General features: G+C 44.5%; 14 protein-coding genes. 9 read left to right on the plus strand and 5 right to left on the minus strand.

Annotated features, from left to right (window positions below):
- The first annotated feature begins 180 nt into the window (after positions 1-180).
- From nirB to HY58_RS17210, 7 genes are all read left to right on the plus strand, one after another.
- Entirely contained in the window at positions 181-2,682 is a 2,502-nt protein-coding gene (nirB, locus tag HY58_RS17180) for a nitrite reductase large subunit NirB (RefSeq protein ID WP_039134939.1), read from the plus strand.
- A gap of 85 nt (positions 2,683-2,767) precedes the next feature.
- A complete protein-coding gene (nirD, locus tag HY58_RS17185) occupies positions 2,768-3,109 on the plus strand; it encodes a nitrite reductase small subunit NirD (protein ID WP_039134940.1) in 342 nt (113 codons plus the stop codon).
- A gap of 17 nt (positions 3,110-3,126) precedes the next feature.
- Complete coding sequence (locus tag HY58_RS17190; RefSeq protein ID WP_052324254.1) at positions 3,127-4,650, plus strand: alginate export family protein; 1,524 nt, start codon at positions 3,127-3,129, stop codon at positions 4,648-4,650.
- Positions 4,651-4,690: 40 nt separating this feature from the next.
- Entirely contained in the window at positions 4,691-5,995 is a 1,305-nt protein-coding gene (locus HY58_RS17195) for a NarK family nitrate/nitrite MFS transporter (RefSeq protein ID WP_052324255.1), read from the plus strand.
- A 9-nt stretch (positions 5,996-6,004) separates the two neighbouring features.
- A complete protein-coding gene (locus HY58_RS17200) occupies positions 6,005-9,508 on the plus strand; it encodes a nitrate reductase (protein ID WP_039135084.1) in 3,504 nt (1,167 codons plus the stop codon).
- Positions 9,496-9,960 (plus strand): nitrate reductase associated protein, encoded by a 465-nt coding sequence (locus tag HY58_RS17205; RefSeq protein WP_039134942.1) that lies wholly within the window; start codon positions 9,496-9,498, stop codon positions 9,958-9,960. Before HY58_RS17200 ends, HY58_RS17205 begins: the two co-directional genes overlap by 13 nt.
- A 16-nt stretch (positions 9,961-9,976) precedes the next feature.
- Positions 9,977-11,461, plus strand: a complete 1,485-nt coding sequence (locus HY58_RS17210; RefSeq protein WP_039134945.1) for a rubredoxin — start codon at positions 9,977-9,979, stop codon at positions 11,459-11,461.
- Here HY58_RS17210 and HY58_RS19080 read toward each other — a convergent pair.
- Positions 11,447-12,031 carry a molybdenum cofactor guanylyltransferase gene (locus HY58_RS19080; protein WP_082022208.1) on the minus strand — a complete coding sequence of 195 codons (585 nt, stop codon included), beginning with the start codon at positions 12,029-12,031 and terminating at the stop codon, positions 11,447-11,449. The two genes, HY58_RS17210 and HY58_RS19080, sit on opposite strands and share 15 nt — an antisense overlap.
- A 20-nt stretch (positions 12,032-12,051) precedes the next feature.
- Entirely contained in the window at positions 12,052-12,336 is a 285-nt protein-coding gene (locus tag HY58_RS17220; RefSeq protein WP_039134947.1) for a SelT/SelW/SelH family protein, read from the minus strand.
- 70 nt (positions 12,337-12,406) lie between these two features.
- Between HY58_RS17220 and HY58_RS17225 the strand changes: the two genes are divergently transcribed.
- The gene (locus HY58_RS17225) at positions 12,407-13,204 is read left to right on the plus strand and encodes an MOSC domain-containing protein (protein WP_039134950.1); all 798 of its coding nucleotides are present in this window, start codon (positions 12,407-12,409) and stop codon (positions 13,202-13,204) included.
- Here the strand turns inward: HY58_RS17225 and HY58_RS17230 are convergent.
- Entirely contained in the window at positions 13,191-13,616 is a 426-nt protein-coding gene (locus tag HY58_RS17230) for a hypothetical protein (protein ID WP_072037647.1), read from the minus strand. The two genes, HY58_RS17225 and HY58_RS17230, sit on opposite strands and share 14 nt — an antisense overlap.
- A 51-nt stretch (positions 13,617-13,667) precedes the next feature.
- Complete coding sequence (locus HY58_RS17235; RefSeq protein WP_039134953.1) at positions 13,668-14,744, minus strand: FAD-binding oxidoreductase; 1,077 nt, start codon at positions 14,742-14,744, stop codon at positions 13,668-13,670.
- Positions 14,745-14,820: 76 nt separating this feature from the next.
- On the opposite strand from HY58_RS17235, the gene HY58_RS17240 reads away from it, so the two are divergent.
- A complete protein-coding gene (locus tag HY58_RS17240) occupies positions 14,821-16,659 on the plus strand; it encodes a glycoside hydrolase family 2 protein (protein WP_039135093.1) in 1,839 nt (612 codons plus the stop codon).
- Here the strand turns inward: HY58_RS17240 and HY58_RS17245 are convergent.
- Positions 16,626-22,586: an alpha-2-macroglobulin gene (locus HY58_RS17245; protein ID WP_052324257.1), complete on the minus strand. Its 5,961-nt coding sequence runs from the start codon at positions 22,584-22,586 to the stop codon at positions 16,626-16,628. The genes HY58_RS17240 and HY58_RS17245 overlap by 34 nt on opposite strands.
- Between the last annotated feature and the right edge of the window lie 71 nt (positions 22,587-22,657).

Below are 22,657 nucleotides of genomic sequence, written 5' to 3' on the forward strand. Positions count from 1 at the left end.
GTTAGTAAAACTCATATTAATATTATTGAAATTAATAAAAAATCCGTTAAATTTATGATACAAGCAACATTTGAAACGATAATTACGATTGAGGCCTATATAAAACATTACATGTAATAATATGTAATACGATTGTTTGCCATCCTGAAACGAGATTAACTAATCAAAAAGAATCATCGTATGAGGATCGTAATTATTGGCAATGGGATGGTAGGATATAAATGCTGTGAGAAGATGGTGGCGCGGATGGCGCCGGGCAGCATGGAGATAACAGTATTCGGGGAAGAGAGCCGGCCGGCCTATGACCGCGTTCACCTGAGTGCATATTTTGCGGGTAAAACAGCAGAGGACCTCACGCTGGCAACAGCAGACTGGTATGCTGAAAATGGTATCACCTTATATTTATCGGACCCGGTAACACGGATTGACCGCGAGGTCAGGATGGTTTACTCACACCAGGGGCTGGCCGTTCCATACGACTACCTGGTACTGGCAACCGGATCTTCCGCTTTTGTACCAGCCATCCCCGGCGTTGAGAAAGAGGGTGTCTTTATTTACCGCACTATTGAAGATCTGGAGTTGATGACCCGCTGGGCACCAAAGGCTAAAACCGCGGCCGTGATCGGTGGCGGGTTACTGGGACTGGAGGCTGCCAAGGCCCTGATTGATCTCGGAATTAAATCTACACATGTAATTGAATTTGCCCCCCGCCTGATGCCCCGCCAGATCGATGAGGCGGGCGCAGGCATCCTGAAGGCAAAGCTGGAGTTGCTTGGACTATCCATTCATACCAATAAGAATACCACTGCCATTGAAGGTGGGGAGCATATTGAAGCCATGAGTTTCAGTGATGGCGATCGCCTTAAAACAGATATGCTGGTGATATCAGCGGGTATCAAACCCCGTGATGAACTTGCACGGGCTTCCGGATTGGCAACAGGCAGCAGGGGTGGGATCATTGTGAACGAGCATATGCTCACATCAGATCAGAACATTTTTGCCATTGGCGAATGTGCCCTTTATAATGGAATGATCTATGGCCTGGTAGCGCCGGGTTATGAAATGGCTGAAGTTGTGGTGAACCGGCTTACTGGTGGTGATAAAAGTTTTACCGGTTTTGATATGAGTACCAAACTCAAACTGATCGGAACAGATGTGGCAAGTTTCGGAGATCCTTTTATATCGGGAGAAGAGGTGAAGACCATTGTTATGGAGGATGGATATAAGGGTGTGTATAAGCGAATCAATATTTCCAGGGACGGTAAAGAATTGCTTGGCGGTATTTTGGTGGGAGATGCTGCTGCTTATAATATGTTACTGCAAACCTGCAAGAATAAACTGGTGCTTCCACCCAATGTGGAGGACCTGATATTAGGTGCCAGAGGTGGTGAAGGAGATGCTGGAGCAGGCGTTGCTGCCTTACCTGATGAAGCACTGATCTGCAGTTGTGAATCGATCAGTAAGGGAGCGATATGCAGTTCGGTTACTGATGGGGGGTGTGAAACAGTTGAGGCCATTAAGAAATGTACCAAGGCTGGAACAGGTTGTGGTGGATGTATACCCATGATTAAAGACCTGGTAAATCATAGTCTGAAAGCACAGGGTAAATATATACGCAATGTTCTTTGTGAGCATTTCCAATATAGCCGGCAGGAACTATTTGACCTGATCAGAATACATGATATCCGTAGTATGGATGCTGCGTTGGATAAATTGGGAAGCGGCCATGGATGCGAAACCTGTAAACCGGCGGTGGCGTCTATCCTGGCGAGTTTGTGGGGAGAAATGATCCTCAAAAAAGGTAATGCAACGGCGCAAGACAGCAATGACCGTTTTCTTGCCAATATACAAAAAGGAGGAACCTACTCTGTGGTTCCCAGGATCCCCGGTGGAGAGATAAGTCCGGATAAATTGATAGTAATTGGCCAGGTAGCAAAAAAATACAATCTATATACCAAGATCACGGGTGGGCAAAGAATAGATCTTTTTGGCGCGCATCTTTCTGATCTTCCTTCCATTTGGGAAGAGTTGATAGAAGCCGGCTTTGAGAGTGGACATGCTTATGGCAAGGCGCTTCGAACGGTGAAGAGTTGCGTGGGAAGTACCTGGTGCAGGTTTGGGTTACACGACTCCGTTAGTTATGCCATCAGGGTGGAAGAGAGGTACCGCGGATTACGTGCACCGCATAAGATCAAGTCGGCCGTGAGCGGATGTATCCGCGAATGTGCAGAAGCGCAGTCCAAAGATTTTGGCATCATTGCAACAGAGAAAGGCTGGAATCTTTATGTATGCGGCAATGGAGGATCAAAGCCACAGCATGCACTTCTGCTGGCAAATGATTTAGATAGTGAAACCTGTATAAAATATATAGACCGCTTCCTGATGTTTTATATCAGGACGGCAGATCCACTTGCGCGTACTGCCACCTGGCTGAATAAAATGGAAGGAGGGATAGATTATCTGAGGAATGTGATCATTAATGATAGTCTGGGTATGTGCGAACAATGGGAAGCCGAAATGCAATTATTGGTGGATAGCTATGAATGTGAATGGAAGGCTGCGGTTGAGAATCCTGAGATCAGGAAGCGCTTCTCACATTTTGTAAATGCTCCAGAAGAAAAAGATCCTACTGTACAATTTGAAGCCTTACGCAGCCAGAAGCGTGCGGCTGAATGGAAATAATTTTTCCCTTTCTACATCCACGATTGTTTGTCCGCCTCAGATGGGGCGATAGCCCCATCATTTATTAACCTTAAATACAATCACTATGTACCAGGAGAATTCAAGCAGCTGGACCTTTGCCTGTTATACCCATGATGTTCCCGAGAACGGAGGGGTATGTGTAAAGGTGAATGAGCAACAGATCGCCTTATTTCATTTTACCAGGATAGACGCCTGGTATGCCACGCAGAATCAATGTCCCCACCGCCGACAGATGGCCTTAAGCAGAGGTATGATCGGAACACAGGGTGAGATCCCGAAAGTTGCCTGTCCCTTTCATAAAAAAACATTCTCACTGGAAACAGGTGAATGCTTAAATGGCGATGAATGCTCCATTGAAACCTATGGGGTAAAAGTGGAAGGAGATAAAGTCTTCATTGGAATTTAATCACTAAAAAATTATCAATGACTACATATAACAACCGACTAATATTATTTATGGCATTGTTGCTGACGGGCCTTCAACTCGAAGCGCAGTTATCCCTTACAGCACAGATCAGGCCTCGTTTTGAAGTGCGCAATGGTTTTGGAACACTGCCCCTGAAAGGAAGTACACCTGCCGCATTCATGTCGCAGAGAAGCAGACTTGCCATCAATTATTCCAGTCCGAAAGTAGTGTTGCGTTATGCGCTGCAGGATGTGAGGTTATGGGGACAGGATGCGGGTACCATAAGTAATGCAGACGGCAACCGGCTAGGTACGCATGAAGCATGGGCGGAGTTGATACTGGCAAATGCAAAAGACAGTTCGGGAAGTTCAGCGGTGGATATGTTCAGTATCCGCGTGGGCAGGCAGGAACTGGTTTATGATGACCAGCGCTTACTGGGAAACCTCGATTGGTTGCAGCAGGGTCGCCGGCATGATGCACTTGTATTCAAGCTGATGGATGGAGGATGGCAGGCCGATCTGGGGCTTGCATTCAACCAGCACACAGATGCTTTTGCCTATAACGGCACGGCCTATACGCCGGCCAATGTGAGTGCCTATATAAAAGACAGCAGGGGAAATATTGCTGCCACTCCGGCAGGTATGATACCGCTGACCAACAGTGCGGGACAAAGTGCAAAGAATGGAAATCCAGCCCTCATCAATATGCCTTCTACTAATGGATTGAACCAGGCGTATAAGAGTATGCAATTTATTTATGGCGCAAAGAAGATCCGTGAAGCAAAAATTTCGGCTTTGGTGTTTGCAGATCATTTTGGCCGATATACCAATGATTCCGTCCGCAATATTTCAGGAACAGATACAGGATACATCTATGGAAGAAAGTTCAATGCCGGCGGTGTGCATTCGCGCATAACCACGGGCCTGCAGGTTAACTATCCCATTGGTTCAAAAAAAGGATTGCAACTGATTGCAGGGGCATGGTACCAGGGCGGTAAAGACAGGGATGGTTTGAGTTTATCGGCATTTATGACCACTGCATCATTGAACTACAGCAGGAAGCAGTTTAGCTATACAGCAGGATGGGATATGCTTTCAGGGAATGATGCGCTTGACAACGATGGTAAATCACATCGCTTTGATCCGCTGTATGGAACACCGCATAAGTTCTGGGGACAGATGGATTATTTCTATGCCGGTACGGGTTCAGCTGCCGGAGGACTGAACAATATTTATCTCAAATCAAAGTATGCGGGTGCAGGAAAGCGATTCAGCGTCAGCCTCGATTATCATTGGTTTGCACTTTTAGGAAGACAACTTGATAAGCAGGGTGCCTCGCTACGCAAATACCTAGGCTCGGAGATAGACCTTGTGACAACCTATTCCATTAACAAATATGCAACTGTTGAATGGGGAATGGCCCTGATGGCTGCTGGTAAAAGCATGGCTTATACCAAAGGGATAGATCCCGCCAATGCCAGGAATACTGCAAGCTGGAGTTATCTGACGCTCCATATTAAACCCGAACATATTTTCAAATGAATTGCTGCCCTAAGTAAACATTAACCAAAACAACTACAACATGTCAACAAACAACCAACCACTGGAAACACTGAAAATATTCAGCCTGAAGGGTGTTCAGATGAGAACCTTTCACATTACCTGGCTTACATTTTTTGTATGCTTCTTTGCATGGTTTGGAATTGCGCCGCTGATGCCATTGATCAGCGATCAGTTGAATTTAACCAAAGCGGAGAAAGGAAATATTGGAATAGCGGCAGTATCAGCAACCATTGTAGCGAGACTGGTGATCGGGCGGCTCTGCGATTCTTGGGGACCGCGGAAAACATATACGTTGTTATTGTTACTCTGTTCAATTCCGGTGATGCTGATCGGGTTAAGCAATAGTTATGTAAGCTTCCTCATTTTTCGGCTGGCCATAGGAGTGATAGGAGCCTCCTTTGTGCTCACCCAATACCATACATCGGTGATGTTTGCACCCAGTATCAAGGGCACAGCCAATGCTGTTGCCGGAGGTTGGGGCAATACAGGTGGAGGTGCCACACAGATCATGATGCCGCTGGTGGCAGCAGGAATGGTGGCCATGGGCTGGGTAAGCCAGGAAGACAGCTGGCGACTTGCCATGGTTGTACCGGGTGTGCTGTTGCTGGTGATGGCGTTTTTGTATTACCGTTATACTGCTGATACTCCTGCCGGAAATTTAGAAGACCTTCCACGAGATCCAAATGTGAAAAAGGAAAACACCATGTTACTGGCGGCAAAGGATTACCGTACCTGGATCCTCACGATAGCATATGCAGCCTGTTTTGGGGTGGAGATAACAGTAGATAATTATGCTGCATCTTTTTTCCATGATGACTATAAAGCATCCCTTATAATGGCGGGATTGCTGGCCAGCATATTCGGATGGCTGAACATTTTTGCACGTGCATTGGGAGGGATTCTTTCTGATAAAGTAGGAAAGCGATTTGGCTTTGGCGGGAAGGTGAACCTGCTTATTATCCTTTTATTACTGGAGGGATTGGGCATCATATTATTCTCTATGGCAGGTGCATTAAGCATGGCGATCATCCTCATGTTCTTTTTCGGTCTTTGCCTGAAAATGGCCAATGGAGCCACTTACAGCATCGTGCCTTTCGTGAATCCGAAAGCAATTGGAAGCGTGGCGGGCATCGTGGGAGCAGGTGGAAATATTGGAGCCATGCTGATCGGGTTTCTCTTTAAAGCCTATCCTTATGGTGAAGCATTTCTTTATCTCGGTTCAGGTGTTTTTGCCATTGGGGTTATCGTACTCGGATTTAAGCTAATTAAAAAAGAAGCATCGGCTGTTGTGGCAGAGGAATTACCGGAAGCTATCCGGGCATAAAAAATGATCATGGTGAATACGTATAAATCTACCTGTTGTTATTGTGGTGTGGGTTGTGGCATACTGGTGCATAAGGATAAAACAGGAGCTCTTACTGTTGAGGGCGATCCATCGCACCCGGTGAACAAGGGTATGCTTTGTTCGAAGGGAATGAATCTTCACCATACCCTCAATGACAGGAGCGACCGTTTGCTTTATCCCGAAATGCGCTCGTCGCGAAACCAGCCTAGGCAAAGGGTTTCATGGGATGCGGCATTAGAAAGGACGGCGGCAGTATTCAGCACCCTGATCAGGAAATTTGGTCCCGATTCCGTTGCGTTCTATGCCTCGGGACAATGTCTTACGGAAGAGTATTATGTAGTCAATAAGCTCATCAAAGGATTTATCGGTTCTAACAATATTGACACCAATTCGAGGCTCTGCATGAGTTCGGCAGTTGTGGCATATAAGATGAGTCTGGGAGAAGATAGTGTTCCGCTATCTTATGATGATATCGGATTATCAGACTGCATCTTTATTGCAGGGGCCAATCCAGCCTGGTGCCATCCCATTTTATGGCGCAGGGTGGAGGCGGCCAGGGAAGCCAATCCCGATCTGAAAATAATTGTGAGTGATCCACGAGTAACACAAACATGTGCGCTTGCCGATATTCACCTGCAGGTAAATCCAGGCACCGATACAACCTTGCATCATGCCATTGGAAGATGCCTTATAGAGGAGGGCCAAATTGACGAATCATTTATTGAAGCGCATACAGAAGGTTTCAGGGCCTACTGCGATTCAGTATTTGTGCGCAGTATAGAGAAAGCGGCAGAAATCTGTGGTATTAGTGAGGAGGATATCAGGCTTGCGGCATCCATGATCGGGAATGCAAAAGCATTCATCACGATGTGGACCATGGGATTGAACCAGAGTGTTGTAGGGGTGCAGAAGAATCTATCGCTGATCAATCTCAACCTTATCACCGGGCAGATCGGAAAACCCGGGGCGGGACCACTATCCCTTACAGGCCAGCCCAATGCAATGGGCGGTCGGGAGGTGGGAGGACTAAGCAATATGTTACCTGCGCATCGTGAATTTTCGAACAGCCAACATCGTGAGGAAGTAGAAAAGTTCTGGGGAGGAGGGAAGATCTCACCAACACCTGGATTAACGGCTACAGAAATGTTTGATGCATTGGCAGATGGCAGGCTAAAAGCCATCTGGATCATGTGCACTAATCCATTGGTGAGTTTACCAGATGCCAGGAAGGTGGAGGCTGCCCTGAAGAATGCCCGGTTTGTGGTGGTACAGGAGATCAGTAATCGTCCGGAGACGCTGGAATATGCTGATGTTGTTTTGCCTGCGGCGGGTTGGGCAGAAAAAACAGGTACCATGACCAATGCAGAGCGCAGGATAAGTCTGCTGGAGAAAGTTATGGATGCACCTGGAGAAGCAATGCCTGATGCAGAGATCATAAGTGCTTTTGCCAGGAAGATGGGTTTCCCTGGATTTTATTACACATCAAGTGCTGAAATATTCAAGGAGCATACCGCACTAACTGCTGGTACCAGTATAGATATCAGTGAACTTGATTATGGTACGCTGCGTGATAAAAGAACAGTACAATGGCCATGGAGCAAGGCAACTAACGGCTATGGTACCCCGAGGCTTTTTACAGATAAAAAATTCCACACACCATCGGGTCTTGCAGTAATACATCCAGTAGGGGATGATAACAGGAGTGAGAAGATAAGTTCCGATCATCCGTTGGTGCTCACCACCGGAAGGATACGAGACCAATGGCATACGATGAGTAAAACGGGTAAGGTTAACCGATTAAAACAGCATGCGGGTGTTTCATTTCTTGAGATCCATCCCGATGATGCTGCTGAACGCGGTATTGAGGAAAATGATGTGGTGGATATCTACAATGAGAGAGGAGAGGTTCGGGTGAAGGCCAGGCTTACAACAGATATTAAGAGAGGCGTGGTATTTCTTCCGATGCATTGGGGTAAGGTTTTAGGCAATGATCTTAATAGGGCAAATAATCTCACCAATAACCTGGTAGATCCGAAAAGCAAGGAGCCTGATTTTAAGTTCAGTGCTGTGGAGGTGCGCAAGCATATTCCGGATCATCGAAAGATAATAGTTGTGGGGGCAGGGGCAGGAGCCTGTGGTTTTGTAAAAGCGTATCGGCAGGTGAATACAATAGATGATATAAATGTATTCAGTAAGGAAGCATTCCCTTTTTACAACAGGGTTTTGTTACCGGATTATATCAGTGGGAATCAGCCATGGAGCAATCTTGTTAAGATGACTGATGAGGAAGAGATGGAATATGGAATCAGCATGCACAGGGGAGTGAGTATTGAGGATATAGACCGGAAGTCGAAAACTGTAACCGACAGTAACGGGAAAACGCATCAGTATGATGTGTTGCTACTGGCTACCGGAAGCAGGGCTGCCATGCTGCGCGACCTTCCTGAAATGCAAGGCATTTTTAGTATGCGCAACCGGAATGATGCAGATAATTTCAGGAAACATATTGATGCTACAAAAGCAAAGGTGGTGATCATAGGAGGGGGGTTGCTTGGAATAGAGCTCGCGGCATCGCTGAGAGAAACCGGTGTATCGGTAGTTATCGTTCAACGCATCTCGCGGTTGATGGACAGGCAGCTTGATCCACTGGGAAGCCAGCTATTGCATGAAGAACTAAACATTAAAGGCATCGATATCTATTATAATGATGAGATAGACAGGGTGCTTGGAACAAACAGTGTTGAAGGAATCCGGTTAAAGAGTGGATTGTTACTGGAGTGCGAAGCTATTGTGATAGCAGTTGGCACCGTTCCGAATATTGAGATAGCCAAGAAAGCCGGGATTGACTGCCAGCGGGGAGTAGTGGTGAATGAATACTTGCAGACCAATGACCCCTCAGTTTTTGCAATTGGAGAGATAGCTGAGTTCAAGGGATTTTTATATGGAATAACTGCCGCTGCCGAGCAACAGGCAGGAATAGTTGCTTCCTTTCTTTCCGGGGATATTTCAAGGTACTACGAAGGCTCATTGCTGATGAATATCCTAAAGATGCATGGAACTGATATCTGTTCACTTGGAATGGCAGAATGCCCGGATGATCCATCTTATGAAGAAGTTGTATTCATTGATAAGGCAAAGCGTTATTACAAGAAATGCATTATTCATAATGACCGGCTGGTTGGTGCAATACTAATTGGAGATAAATCTGAGTTCCTTGAATTCCGGGATCTGATCCAGCAAAAACTGGAGCTCAGTGAAAAGCGATTACAGTTATTGCGATCGGGAAAAGCTGCTGAGCCGGTGATAGGTAAATTGGTATGCAGTTGCAGCAATGTGGGTGAGGGAAATATCCTCAATAAAATTAACGAGGGATGCAATGATCTGGTGCAGCTATGCCAGCTATCCGGTGCAGGGATGGGATGTGGAAGCTGTCGCCCCGAAGTAAAAAAAATATTAGAGAAATCGTTAAATAAAATACCATGCATTCAATAGAATATTTTCTGTTTGAGGCTGATTTCGTGGAGAATAATATTCGTTGTATTCCCATGATAGTTCGATTGAAACTTGACCTGACGGGGGTTAAGTTTTCGCTAGCTGCCTGGAGTAAATGTTCAGTTTCTGAAAGGCAGGAACTTGCTATGATATCCTGCAACAGTGCCGATGAAAGATTGAAGTATAAAACATATGCAGAAAGGCTGGTTTGTGCGCATACTGATGAGCCGGTAAAATATATACCAGTACCCCTGCAGCCGTTGTGGGATGATATAAGGGCAGTACCCGATGAATTGAAAAGCCATGCGGATATCTATGGTTGGACCATCACAGAAGAACAGTGGAAAGTATTGCCAAGGTTAAGACGTTTTGCATTGCTAAAGCTATGCAGGCCGGGTCATGAGAACCGCAATTTTCCATTGGCAATGCGCGAGTTTGGATTGGTAAACTGAAGATTAAAAAATTACTATGGGCAGCAGTGTTATTCTTAAGATCAATTTCAGGGGCGGAATTATTTCTCCCGGCGACCTGTTTAATATATTGGTTGCTGCAGGCAGGTGTGGGGTTGCCGAAGTGAAATTCGGGCTTCGGCAGCAGATGCTGATTGAACTTTCTGTTGTTTCAGCTCAAAGGTTATCAGAGGCCCTTAATGAACTGGGCATACAACATGAAACAAGTGTTGACCGGTTTCCCAATATAGTAAGTTCCTATCCGGCTGAGGAAATATTTATCAACCAGACATGGCTGAGTGAAGGTGTTTATAAAGATATTTTTGACTCCTTTGAATATCGGCCCACGGTTAAAATAAATATTTCAGACAGCAACCAGAGTTTTACACCCTTGCTTACTGGAAATATCAATTGGGTGGCCAGTATCCAGATTCCACATTACTGGCATTGTTTTATAAGGTTGCCGAAAACGAATTCCATTTATGAATGCAATACACTGGTGTATAGCAATGATATTGCCATGATGAGCCGGAAACTTGAGGTTATAATGAATGAAAATTCCGGAAGCATAAATAGTAAGAAAGAGCCGGATGTGAAGGCGCTTTTCGATGGTATTCTTTCAGGTTCCGTTCTTTCAAAAGTAGCTCCGGGAGCGGCCGTATTACCACCATTCAATCTGCCCTATTATGAGGGATTGAATCGATATAATAACAACAAATACTGGCTGGGAATTTACAGGAGAGATGAGATGTATCCGGTTGATTTTCTAAAAGCATTATGTAAGGTTTGCCTGGACACCAAGATCGGGCAGCTCTGTTCCACACCATGGAAATCAATTATCATCAAATCAATTGAGCCAAACCACCGTACTTTGTGGAATACTGTGTTGGCGCGGTTCCATGTTAATGTAAGGCATGCCGCAAATGAACTCAATTTCCAGGTGGAAGATCATTGTGTGGAGGGACTATCGCTTAAGCATTACCTCTTAAAATACCTGAATGATACAGATACCAGAACATTCGGAATCTGTATTGGGATCAAGACAAGGAAGAAGTCGGAAGTTTTTAGCAGCATTCTGATACGTCGCAGGAGCCTGTTCAACATTGGCGACAAAGGCTTTTTCAATACCTATGATATATTGTGCGCGGAAGAATTCAATCCCAATAAAAGGACAGCTTTTGTTTTCAGCAGGAATAATCCGAAATGGTTATTGCAGGAACAGTTAAGACGCGCAATTCTCTCTTATTATAATATGCCGGTTGTTGAGCAGGTAAAGCCCGCAGCAAGGAACAAAGCAGTCATGCAGGAAATAGTGATGACAGGTGCATGGGAATGCCCTGCCTGCTTTACAGTTTACAATGAGCAATCTGGAGATGAAGGTGCCGGTGTGAGTGCCGGTACGTCCTATGAAAATCTTCCGGATAATTATTGTTGCGCCGTTTGTGAGGAGCCCAAATCTGGTTTTAAAAAACAGGTAGCAGCGAAAAGTTTAGAGACCATTTAGTTCTGAATGCGCATTGAAATTCCGGAAATCATTCAACTGCTCTTTAGGGATGGGAATGAAGAATGATCTGAGTTGCGCGATCATATATTTCATACTGTGTTTTATAAGTTTTCCCTGGAGAAATTCTTCATGAATTGCAGATAATCCTTTCGCAGTATAAATAGCACAGAGCGGTTCGGGCAATTCATTGTTGGTGAAAACATAAGCATCATAACCCGGATTTTCTTTGAAGGAATTGATCAGCAGAAGGATGGTGTTTCTTGTCATCAGTGGCATATCACAGGCAAGAACAAGCAGGTCGAGTGCAGGGCGTGTCAGGTGAACGCTCAAAACCCCTTTGAGTGGACCTTTCAATTGCAAACTATCATTGTCGACCACCAGAAGTTCTTCACGGAAAATGTTGCGATAGGTATTAAACTGGGATTGGTTAACCGAAATCAAAGCCTGTGTTTCCAGTACCGATAAGCAGTCGACGCTTGTCTGGACCCAGGTATCTGCTTCCATTAAGAGAAGACCTTTATCACTTCCCATCCTCGAACTTTGGCCACCACAAAGAACAACTGGTTGCATGATGCCGGTATTTATAAATCCTATTGAGGTTTTCTATCGGAATGTCCAAGTGTTTTTTCCGGATTCACTATATCGCGTACCAGTTGTTTGATCTCTTTGATCTCTGCAAATCCACCATAACTCTTTCTGTCGAATACCTGGTTGTCGTTTACGCTGATAGTGAATTTTCCATTCACTTCACTTGGTTCAAGCGTAACAGATTTGATATCCTCTTCAAAAGTGGTCAATAATTCCTGTGCCATATAGGCAGCGCGGAGCATCCAATGGCATTTAGGGCAATATTCGATCCGGACAATTGATTTCATATTAAATATTCTCCTTTAAAAGTACAGAACACAAACAAAACTGTTGCTGTAATATTCAATAAATTGCAGTATGCTACAGATAAGCCAACTATATATCTATCCCATTAAATCGCTGGGAGGTTTTTCCGTTCAGCAGGCAGCGGTTACTGACCGCGGACTGGAATATGATCGTCGCTGGATGCTGGTTGATGATAACGGTGTTTTTCTAACCCAGCGAATACTACCCGCGATGGCCTTGCTGCAGTTAGAGATGGCTGGTCCGGCTTTGAAAGTGTATCCCAAAAATGACAAGGGGAATAGTATTCTCATTCCTCTAGAAGCAGAAAGCGGTGATGAAATGGAAGTGATTGTATGGGATGATACCTGTTCATCATTACTTGTTAGTAAGGATGCCGATAAGTGGTTCTCTGAAATGCTGGGTTTATCGTGTCATCTGGTTTACATGCCCGATTCATCGCTTCGGTTGGTAGATAAAGGCTATGCGCAGAATGGGGAGGTGACGAGTTTCAGTGATGGATTTCCAACTCTTATTATTGGTCAGGCCTCTCTTGATGATCTTAACCAGAGATTGTCAATGCAAATACCGATGGATCGGTTCCGTCCCAATATAGTATTTAAGGGAGGCAGGGCTTTTGAAGAAGATGAGATGCACTCTTTTACCATCAACGGAATCCAGTTTGCGGGTGTTAAACCTTGCGCAAGATGTGTGATCACTACAATTGACCAGGTCACCGGAGAAAAAGGGAAAGAACCATTACAGGCTTTGTCGGGCTACCGGCAAGTAAATAACAAGGTGTTATTTGGTATGAACCTGCTTCATGAAGGTGAGGACATCATCCATGTAGGAGATGTGATCACGAGGCATTAGCCGCAGCAGCAATATTTTCCGGTACTTCCACTTCGAGGATGATGGTTTTCTGGTTTTTCTCTCCGGGCCGAATGAAGAGGTAATAGATAAGTATGAAGATCATGCCACAGGCGAAGGGGATTGCTGAATAATAACGGTAATGGTCATCCCACTCAAGAAATTCTACTACCATCCAGTAACAGTTTGCAATTATCCAGAAAGCAACAGCAAGGTTATGGTAAAGTTCTGATTTTACATTCCGGGTTTGCCAGGTTATCAACAGCGCGAAGAAAAGGGTGGGGAAGATCATGAATATGCCGAGGGGTTTCCAAAGCATTGCCCAGCTAAGGTCTTTTATCAGCCAGAATACGATATGAAGATTTTCTATTTTCCGGAATTTCTCCGGGATGGAATACATGCGTTTGCTTATCATCAGTATTATTATTCGGTGTAAAAATAAGGGAAGAGCAGGCAGGTTTTTTCATCAGGCGCCAAGGATCCTGGAGAACCTTGATATAGAGGCTTCCTCGTTGATGGGGGTGCCCTCTGTAATATGATTGGCAAATTCTTTTGCCAGCCATGGCGCAAGAGAGCAACCTTTGGTGCCCATCCCATTGAGTATGCCAACCCGGGGATATAAAGGATGCATTCCCGCAAAGGGCCTGCGCTCAACAGATGCGGGTCTTATTGCAGCCCAATGATCCAATACTTTGAAAGGCATCTTCAACCAGTTCCGGAGTTGTGATTCAGTACGATCCCGGAATGCCTTGGTTGGTTCAGGACTGTCGAAAATATTCTCATAGGTTGACCCGGCCCAGAAGTATCGTGGGTTAGATAACTGATTGAAGTGTGGAAATGGCACCAGTGAAATTCCTTTTTTATAAATATGGTCGGCGGGAAGACCTTCTAATTCAACCAGCAATGCTTCACCTTTATTGGGCGTAAATGGAAGCTTGTTAAAGTAAGGTAGATCGAGGCTGCCAACACCATCACAGAATATGATTTTATCTGCAACTATATCTCTATAGATGACTTTATTTTCTTTAATGAGGAGTTCGGAATGGTTGAATTTTCCCTGCAGGAATCGCCCCTCATTTATCAGGTTTAGCTGCCAGTTGGTCAACAGGAAATTCAGATCAATCAGTAGGGCGGGATAGATTATACCAAACCCGAATTCGGCATGCATGAGGTTATGCCATTCCTCCGTGGACGATGGAATAGCAAGGTGTTCAGGCATGACCGGAAACTTCTTTTCGAAGGCGGCTCGCATTTGTTGTGTAGCAAAGGCATGGAGTATGTCAACTGTATCAATGCAATTGATGCTAAGCCTGTTTCCTATTGCGGTGTAAGCTTCAAGGGCAAAGGGAATCAAAGTTTCAGCCATCCAGGTTTTTGCGAGCACCCTTCCCGTTACCGGGTTTATAACCCCTGAGGCTATCCGTGATGCAGTTTGTGAATGATCTTCATCAATAACGATTACATTTCTGCCAGCTTCACCCAGCCACCAGCTCAGCCAGGTACCCGATAGTCCCTGGCCTATAATAATGATATCTGCCTGCATGCTGCAAATCTAAATGAGGGCTATCAAAAAATCCTTTAAATTGTTAATTCCAATTTTAACACTTAATAATAACCAGATGAAAAGGATAGTTCTTGCCATACTCAATATCGTTATACTATTTACAGCTAAGGGGCAGGAGAAATATACCAGGGTGGAAGGAAAGATCATGACCCCATGGGCAGATAGTATTGATTTATCGGCACCACTGAATGAATATCCACGTCCGCAGATGGTGCGCACACAATGGCTTAACCTCAATGGTCTATGGCAATATGCCGTGCTTCCGGTCAATGGGTCAGAAGCAATGCCTTCCTCGTATGATGGAAATATTCTGGTTCCCTTTGCTATTGAATCAGCCTTATCAGGGGTAGGTAAAACTGTTGGCAAGGATAGTGTGCTTTGGTATAAGAGAACAGTTTCCATTTCACCATCGCAGCGGAGGGGCAGGGTATTGCTGCATTTCGGTGCAGTGGACTGGCGGACTGAACTGTTTGTGAATGGTAAATCGGCCGGTATACATGAAGGTGGTTATGATCCTTTCAGCTTTGATATTACAGCGCTGCTTCAGAAGGGAACCAGGCAGGAGATAGGTGTTCGTGTTTGGGATCCAACTGATGATGGGGTTCAGCCGCGAGGAAAGCAGGTGAAGAAGCCGGAGGGTATCTGGTATACATCGGTAACGGGAATCTGGCAAACGGTTTGGCTTGAGATGGTGCCGGAAACTTATATTGCCGCAACCAGGCAAACCCCGGATCTTGATAAGGGAGTAGTGCGTATAAATGCACGTGTTGAATCAGCAAGGCCGGGTGACAGGATAAGGGTGAAAAGCTTTGGTGAAAACAAACTGGTTGCTGAAATGGAAGGCAGTGATGCTGCGAATGTAGAATTGGCTATCCCTAATGTAAGGGTATGGTCGCCGGAAGATCCATTTTTATACCAGCTAAGCATAGCCGTTATACGAAATGGAAAAATAATTGACGAAGTGAAAAGTTATTTTGCCATGCGAAAGATCTCCATGGTGAAAGATGCTCAGGGTATACAGCGTATGATGTTCAATAATAAGTTCCTGTTTCAGTATGGCCCGCTTGACCAGGGCTGGTGGCCTGACGGACTCTATACCGCCCCCACCGACGCAGCGCTGCGTTATGATATTGAGCAAACCAGGGCCATGGGATTTAATATGATCCGCAAACATGTGAAAGTAGAGCCGGCCAGATGGTATTATCATTGTGACCAGCTTGGTATGCTGGTTTGGCAGGATATGCCAAGTGGCGATATGGGTGCGCGATGGGAGAGCAGGCCTGGCGTGGATGGACTTGGAACTGAGATGAACAGAACACCGGAATCAGAAAAGGGATTCCGAAAAGAATGGCAGGCAATCATGAGCAGTCTGCATAATTTTCCTTCTATAGTTGTTTGGGTGCCCTTCAATGAGGCATGGGGACAATTCAAAACGGTGGAGCTTTCTGAACAAACGATTCAATCAGATCCATCACGGCTGGTGAATGCAGCCAGCGGGGGTAATTTTATTGAGACCGGACATATTATTGACCTTCACAATTATCCTGAACCTGCTATGCCCAGAGCTGATCTTTTTGGCGCTAAACAGATCCTTGTTTTGGGTGAATTCGGCGGACTCGGATTGCCGGTAGAGAATCATAGCTGGCAGGATAAAAACAATTGGGGTTACCAGAGTTTCAAAGACAATCAGCAATTGCTTGATCGATATACTGTTTTCATGAATCGTTTTCCTGAGTTGATAAAGAAAGGATTATCAGCAGCCGTTTACACCCAAACAACTGATGTTGAAGTGGAAGTAAACGGGCTGATGACCTATGACAGAAAAAAAATTAAAATGCCGGTTGATAGTCTTAAGAAACTTCATTCAACATTTATTCGTATGCCTTCTGAGTGACTGGTAAATTCTGGTGCATACATACACTGGATGGTACTGATGCCATTGCTGAAAATGCCGGCATGGGAAACAAAAAGCCCGTATTCCATCACGTACGTTCCTTTGGGAAGGTAGCTGATGAAAAAGTTAGTACTTGCATCACGGGTGCTTTCATAATATCCAAGTCCCCCCTGCCAGCGATATCCGCTTAAAACATTAATGGGCTCCAGTCCACTCGCCCGCATGTCTTTTAAATGAACATATTCCATACTCCGGTCGGAAGTTATTTCCATGCGGATCTTCAGTTTGTCGCCCACCTTAAGGGTGGTTCCTTCTGTAACTGGTTCCAGAACAGGACCTGAATTGGTGAGCCTTTCCACCATTACCTGTTTTTTAAGTTTCAGCGGAGATGCTGATGCAGTTATTTTGTCAAGGTCTTCGAAATACTGCCAATACACTGCTCCCCATACCGGAAGATCAGAAGATATATTGCCAGCCTGTTGTACAGTTACATTTATTTTTCCCATTTCAGCATGTACAGCGGTTCCCGAAATTGTTTTTTTGTAATAACCGGTGCCAGCCTCCGCAACATCGGCAGTAACGGTTGTAATGTTACCCAGTGAAACGGTAATTTTAGGTTCAGCTTTCAGCCAGTCATTTCCACTCAGCAGGAGAGCATAGCAGGCATCTGCAGTGGCTTTTGTTGACTGCCAGTGGTTGGTTTGTTTATTCTTCAGGAGCCAGGCTTTTAACAGGCCTGTTGTCTTTGTATTTTTGCCGATTTCTGAGAATGCTTCAATAAGCAGCGATTGTGTTTCTATGGGTGCATCATGCCAGTAATACCTGCTTGCATTATCTTTCCAATACATGCCGAGTTCTTCATTTTTTATGGAGGTCTCTTCGAGCGACTTAAGGATGCTTTGGGCATTTAGTTTATCACCGGTGCGATGGAGGGCTAATGCGATCATTCCTTTTGCCATGCGGTTTCCTTTTTGCCAGTTTTGCTGGATCTCCTTACGGTAATGGTTGGCCGCTGCCACGTATTGACCAGGGATACCATTTTTAGGGAAAAAGCTCCGCATATAATGATACTGCACCGCATAATAATTGAGGTAGGTAACGGTCTTTGCTTTTTTATCGCGTTTGTCGTAATCTTCTTTGATGCGGGCATCCAGATAGGGCAGTGCTTTTTCCACAATACCGGTCAACTCTTCCATGTCTTCAGTAACAGCACCAAGTTTTATCAGGTGACCAATTCCTGTAACGATATACTGGGTGATAAACCTGTCATCGGGTCCCCCTTTGAACCAACTGAATCCACCATTGGGACTTTGCATTTCAAGAAGCTGAGCTGCCAGTTTATTACGGTTGGTTGCCAGCTTTACAAGGTCAAACAATTGAGCGATCCTTTTTTTCTGTTCTGATTCAGATTGTGCTTCCAGTACCCAGGGAGTTTCTTCAAGCAATACCTGCTTCAATTCCTGGTTCTTATGCAGATTACTGAGTAAGGCTGCAGTATCTGCTGTCTGCCATTTTTCCATCACCGATTTTATTCGGGGCATCTGCCTTACTATATGTGCTGCTAACAGGTTTCCATAGAGCCTGTTGAAGGTTTGTTCTGAACATTCGTATGGATAGTCGGTAAGGTAGGTGAGGGCCTGAACAGCATACCAGGCAGGGTTTGAACTATATTCCACTACCACTGACTTATTACTAAGGCTTTCACTATCGGCGCTTTCAAGTAATTTTTTTAATTCGTAGGTTTTGTTTCCTGAACCATTTACAAAGAATGGAACAGATTCTGTAACAAGTTGTCTGTTGGTTAAAACCGGTAAAGAGGCCTCTTCACCGTCACTGATATTTCCGGACCGCGCGATGATTCTCCAGGTTAATGCCTTGCCATAGAGGTAAGGAACTTCGATTGGGAATTTCACCAATTCACTGCTGCCTGCTGCCACGGTAAAATACTGGTTAGGAAAGAAGTTTCTGAACCATCCATCAACGGGTTGGTTGGTGCTGGCGTCGATAAGCTGTAATTCAGCCTGGCCAGTCATTTCCTTATCTGAGATATTTACAATTTTGGTAGTGATCTCCATGCGGTCGCCTTCACGCAAAAATCTTGGCAAATTGGGCTGAACCATCAGGTCCTTTTGCGTAATGATATTCTTTTGAATAAGACCGGTGGCAAGTTCCCTGCTATGTGCAAACAGTTGCCATTTCCAGGTTGTCAATGCTTCGGGCATTGTAAAGCTGAAACTATATGATCCATCAGCATCGGCTTCCATATGGGGGAAGAAGAATGCGGTTTCTTTAAAATCTTTCCTCACCTGTGCAACCACAGCGGGGGCTTGAGGTTTTGGTTTTGGAGCTGGTGCGGCGGCATCAATGGATTTATTCATCACCACTATATCCATATTAGCACTCTCTTCTCTGGCTGATGCTTCACGCTGTACACGGATGCCGGCCGCTTTACCCCTCAGGTAAGTTATTACACGGTTATCGCCGAAGCTCAGTAATTCATCATAGATCTTTTCTTTCCCCTCCATTCTTTTTAAGGTAGGGTATTCATTGCTGGAAACAACACCGGTGAAATTGGTGCCGCCATTCCAATTGGCAGGATTCCAGTATGTAGGCCAAATTGAAGGCTTTATCCATTGATGCAGAGCAAATTGATCCAGGGATGCATCATACATGCTGGTCAGTAATTCAGATGCTATTTTTTCTCCTTTTTTACCACTGATCTTTACCTTCCATTTTTCTTCTGAGCCAGGCAATGTTTTATCGCGAAATGTCTGTACACTAATCTCAAGCTCTTTATCCAGTCGGGGTACAGCAATGATATGATCACTCGAATAGAACCTGTTATGTTTTACATAAAAATGGGTGAAACCCATCCCGCCAAGATCTTCAGGCCTGATGGTATGTTTAAGGTTGAGGATGCCCCGGCTGAGTTTTATTAATTCAAACCTTGAGGCAAATGGCAATACTTTCTCTGTTGATGCCAGGTTTTCTTTTTGCTGGATAACTACTAAGTTGTCTGCATCGCTGCCAAGTCTCAAAAAGATCGTTTCCCCTGGTTCTGCAAATGTTTTGTTCAGGTTGCTGATCATGTAAGAAGGTGCAGGCAATGATTTTGCCGTTGGATCCATCACCAGGATATATGCCTTATTAGTAGCCGTATCGTTGTACTTATCAATGGAGCTTGCCTCTAATACGTACCAGCCCGCTTTTAATTTTTTATTGCCAATACCTATGGTTCCGTTTTCACTTGTAGTGATTGATTGCTGCCATACAGGTGCCAGGGCATTCCAATTTTTGGGATCAGACTCATTACGATATTCATCAAGTGGAAATGCCTTGAGGAATTCCGCTTCCGGAAGGATGAACCTGTCGGGCTCTTCCCAGTAACGTTGCCTGATAAGTCGCCCGGGATGTTGTAATGGTTTTATGCTCACAAAAGTAGAAGAAGCTTCAAACTGTCCGGCAGTATTTGTTGTGGTAACTTTTATCTGCTTGAGACTATCGATGCTGATATATGGAGGTGCTGTAATATTTACCTGGATGGCTTTATACGATACAGGCACAGTTGTATTTGCCGATCTGGTTTCTCCATTCTGATCGGTAACATCAACATTTACTTCATAATCGAAAACGGGATCTGTTTTCGGATCAATATCCTCATCTGGAATTGCTATGAAGGGTATAATAAAACTTCCATCATCATTGGTTGTAATATTTCCGTTTACGATCTCCTGTGTTTCCGATCTTCTGATTGGTCCGCGCATAATACCCCATGGATAAGGGAATCTTGCCATTCGTGTGACCCTGTATGTTATGACTGCATTATTGATTGGGTTTCCCGCATAGGATTTTGCAAATCCAGAAATAGTGACACTGTCATTAACCCGATATGAACCGGTAATGGGTTTGTATTCAACATAAAATCTTGGCCTTTTATATTCTTCCACCTGGAAGAATGCATCGCCTTTGAGAATTTTGTCCTCAAGCCTGAAACTGCCCGTCAGTCCGGATTCGGGAAGGGTGAATTTGCCGCTGTAAGAGCCGTATTCGTTCGTTTTCAGCGATAATGAATCCTGCACTTCACCGTTTGCATTGTATAGATAAACGGTGGTGGTTCTGCCAGAGTATATTTTACTTTTCTGGTCATTCTTATCTTTTGTGACAGCAATTCCCTTGAAGTAAATAATTTGTCCCGGACGGTATATACTCCTGTCAGTAAAAAAGAAAACCCTGCTCTGTTTTTTCTCGTAATCGAGGGTGTCTTTATCATTTAACTCAGCAGGCGAGTAGTTGTAATAATAGCCTTCTTCCAGGAGGAATAGGTGGTCTCCTTTATGATCGATCTCCAGGCTGATCCTTTTGTTCGGATGTTGGCCTATACCAAAGAATCCCTGTTCGTTTGCAACATACCTGACATCCTTTTGTAATTCATATTTTCTGGTATTGTAATCATATTTGCTCTGCCAGGTCTGGATCGCTGCTTTCGGTAATGGGTGGCCGCTGTTTCTGTCGAGAATAAAATATTCATTGTTCCTTTTCACGTAACTGATAGAGGAGATGTGAAAATAGTTGGCTGATAAGTAGGTATCGCCAGCCTGCATATCCGCTTTGCTGCCGGCTAGCAGAATATATTCACCCAATGGCAGCGCATCAACTTTTATTTCCGTGCGATGATCATTGTGATCAATTTCACCTGGAAGGGTTTGCTCCCAGTTGCGGATCGACTTTTGTTTTAGAATGCTTGTCCACCAGTCGTTATTATTGCCATAGTTTTTAGACAGCCAGGCTATTCTTCCCGCCTGATCTACCCTGATCAACCGGAGATAGATCTTATCCAGATTTTTCCAACTCACCAATGTGCGGAAGGGCTGGTCCGGGATATTTACATTCTCCATTGTTAAGCTGAGAGAAGGCTCCTTTATTGATTGCAGGAGGTTTAGACAGTTTATATAACCTTCTGAATTATTTTTTGCTTTAACAACCTCTTCACAAAGACTTATTGCTTTTTTATGGTCAGCGAGTATGGAACTGGTTAGGTGAGAAGCAAGCAGGAATGCTGCTTCATCCGCTGCGGGTTGACCTTTATACTTTGAATAAATATTTTCGAGAGCATTTGCATAAAGCCTTTTTTCACCTGGTATGGTGCTATTATTAAAAATGAAGTGGATCCTGTTTATGTCAGCATCAATATAGGCATCCGGATTTTTATCATTCTTGTGGAATGCCAGCAATTGCTGATAAAGTAATACAGCTTTATAATGATGGCTGCTGGTATCAGGTGTGTGGAACTGGTTCTTTATAAAATCAGCAGCAGGAGCAAAAAGGATCGTATCCTTTAGTTTGAAGGTTTCAGTGGGACGAATAATTTCCGATTCCTCCTGCTGGTAATACTCAATGGCCTTCCACGCCAGCAGGTCATAAAGTGTAGGTCTTAATTTTCGGGCATTTCCCTTTCTGACAATCGCATCGTATTTTTCAATGTTTACCGATTGAAGCAATCTGGATTCTTTCAATGCTTCTGTAAAAGCATTATCTATGGCTTCATGAAAATCTGCTGCTCCCCATGTTCTGAGTGATTCCTTAATATAATTACGGGTGGTGCCTGAATTATAAAGTTCCCAGCGATGTTGCTGGTAGTAGCCAATGTAATAGTCTGCCAGCAAGGTATTCAGGATGGCCTTTGTAGCGCCCGTATTTCCTGTGACCTCCTTTTTAAGATTATGGATGGCAAGCGTATCACTGAATTCCTCCAGTTGCTGTTGTAATCCTATCTTATATACCAGGGCCTTTATTTGCTGGGCTTCCTGTTTTTCTTTTTTTGCCTTTTTGTAAAGGGCATCAATTTCGGTTAAGGCTGAACGGTATAATCCTTTCTTTTCTACAAGCGAATCAATTTTTTCCCACCAGCTGATATAATTGGTTTTCATGTTTTGGGCCGATAAGGTTGCTGTAAATAACACTAAAAAACTGCATGTGAGGTACAGGATTTTGCGAAGGG

This window comes from Flavihumibacter sp. ZG627 (assembly GCF_000814325.1).
Classification (GTDB): domain Bacteria; phylum Bacteroidota; class Bacteroidia; order Chitinophagales; family Chitinophagaceae; genus Flavihumibacter.

Coding starts and splice junctions, on each gene's coding strand:
- HY58_RS17235 (WP_039134953.1), bottom strand. CDS start 14,744: ATGCAGGCAGATATCATTATTATAGGCCAGGGACTATCGGGTACCTGG.
- HY58_RS17225 (WP_039134950.1), top strand. CDS start 12,407: ATGCTACAGATAAGCCAACTATATATCTATCCCATTAAATCGCTGGGA.
- HY58_RS17190 (WP_052324254.1), top strand. CDS start 3,127: ATGACTACATATAACAACCGACTAATATTATTTATGGCATTGTTGCTG.
- HY58_RS17205 (WP_039134942.1), top strand. CDS start 9,496: ATGCATTCAATAGAATATTTTCTGTTTGAGGCTGATTTCGTGGAGAAT.
- HY58_RS17210 (WP_039134945.1), top strand. CDS start 9,977: ATGGGCAGCAGTGTTATTCTTAAGATCAATTTCAGGGGCGGAATTATT.
- HY58_RS17200 (WP_039135084.1), top strand. CDS start 6,005: ATGGTGAATACGTATAAATCTACCTGTTGTTATTGTGGTGTGGGTTGT.
- nirD (WP_039134940.1), top strand. CDS start 2,768: ATGTACCAGGAGAATTCAAGCAGCTGGACCTTTGCCTGTTATACCCAT.
- nirB (WP_039134939.1), top strand. CDS start 181: ATGAGGATCGTAATTATTGGCAATGGGATGGTAGGATATAAATGCTGT.
- HY58_RS17230 (WP_072037647.1), bottom strand. CDS start 13,616: ATGATAAGCAAACGCATGTATTCCATCCCGGAGAAATTCCGGAAAATA.
- HY58_RS19080 (WP_082022208.1), bottom strand. CDS start 12,031: ATGCAACCAGTTGTTCTTTGTGGTGGCCAAAGTTCGAGGATGGGAAGT.
- HY58_RS17220 (WP_039134947.1), bottom strand. CDS start 12,336: ATGAAATCAATTGTCCGGATCGAATATTGCCCTAAATGCCATTGGATG.
- HY58_RS17245 (WP_052324257.1), bottom strand. CDS start 22,586: ATGAAAACCAATTATATCAGCTGGTGGGAAAAAATTGATTCGCTTGTA.
- HY58_RS17195 (WP_052324255.1), top strand. CDS start 4,691: ATGTCAACAAACAACCAACCACTGGAAACACTGAAAATATTCAGCCTG.
- HY58_RS17240 (WP_039135093.1), top strand. CDS start 14,821: ATGAAAAGGATAGTTCTTGCCATACTCAATATCGTTATACTATTTACA.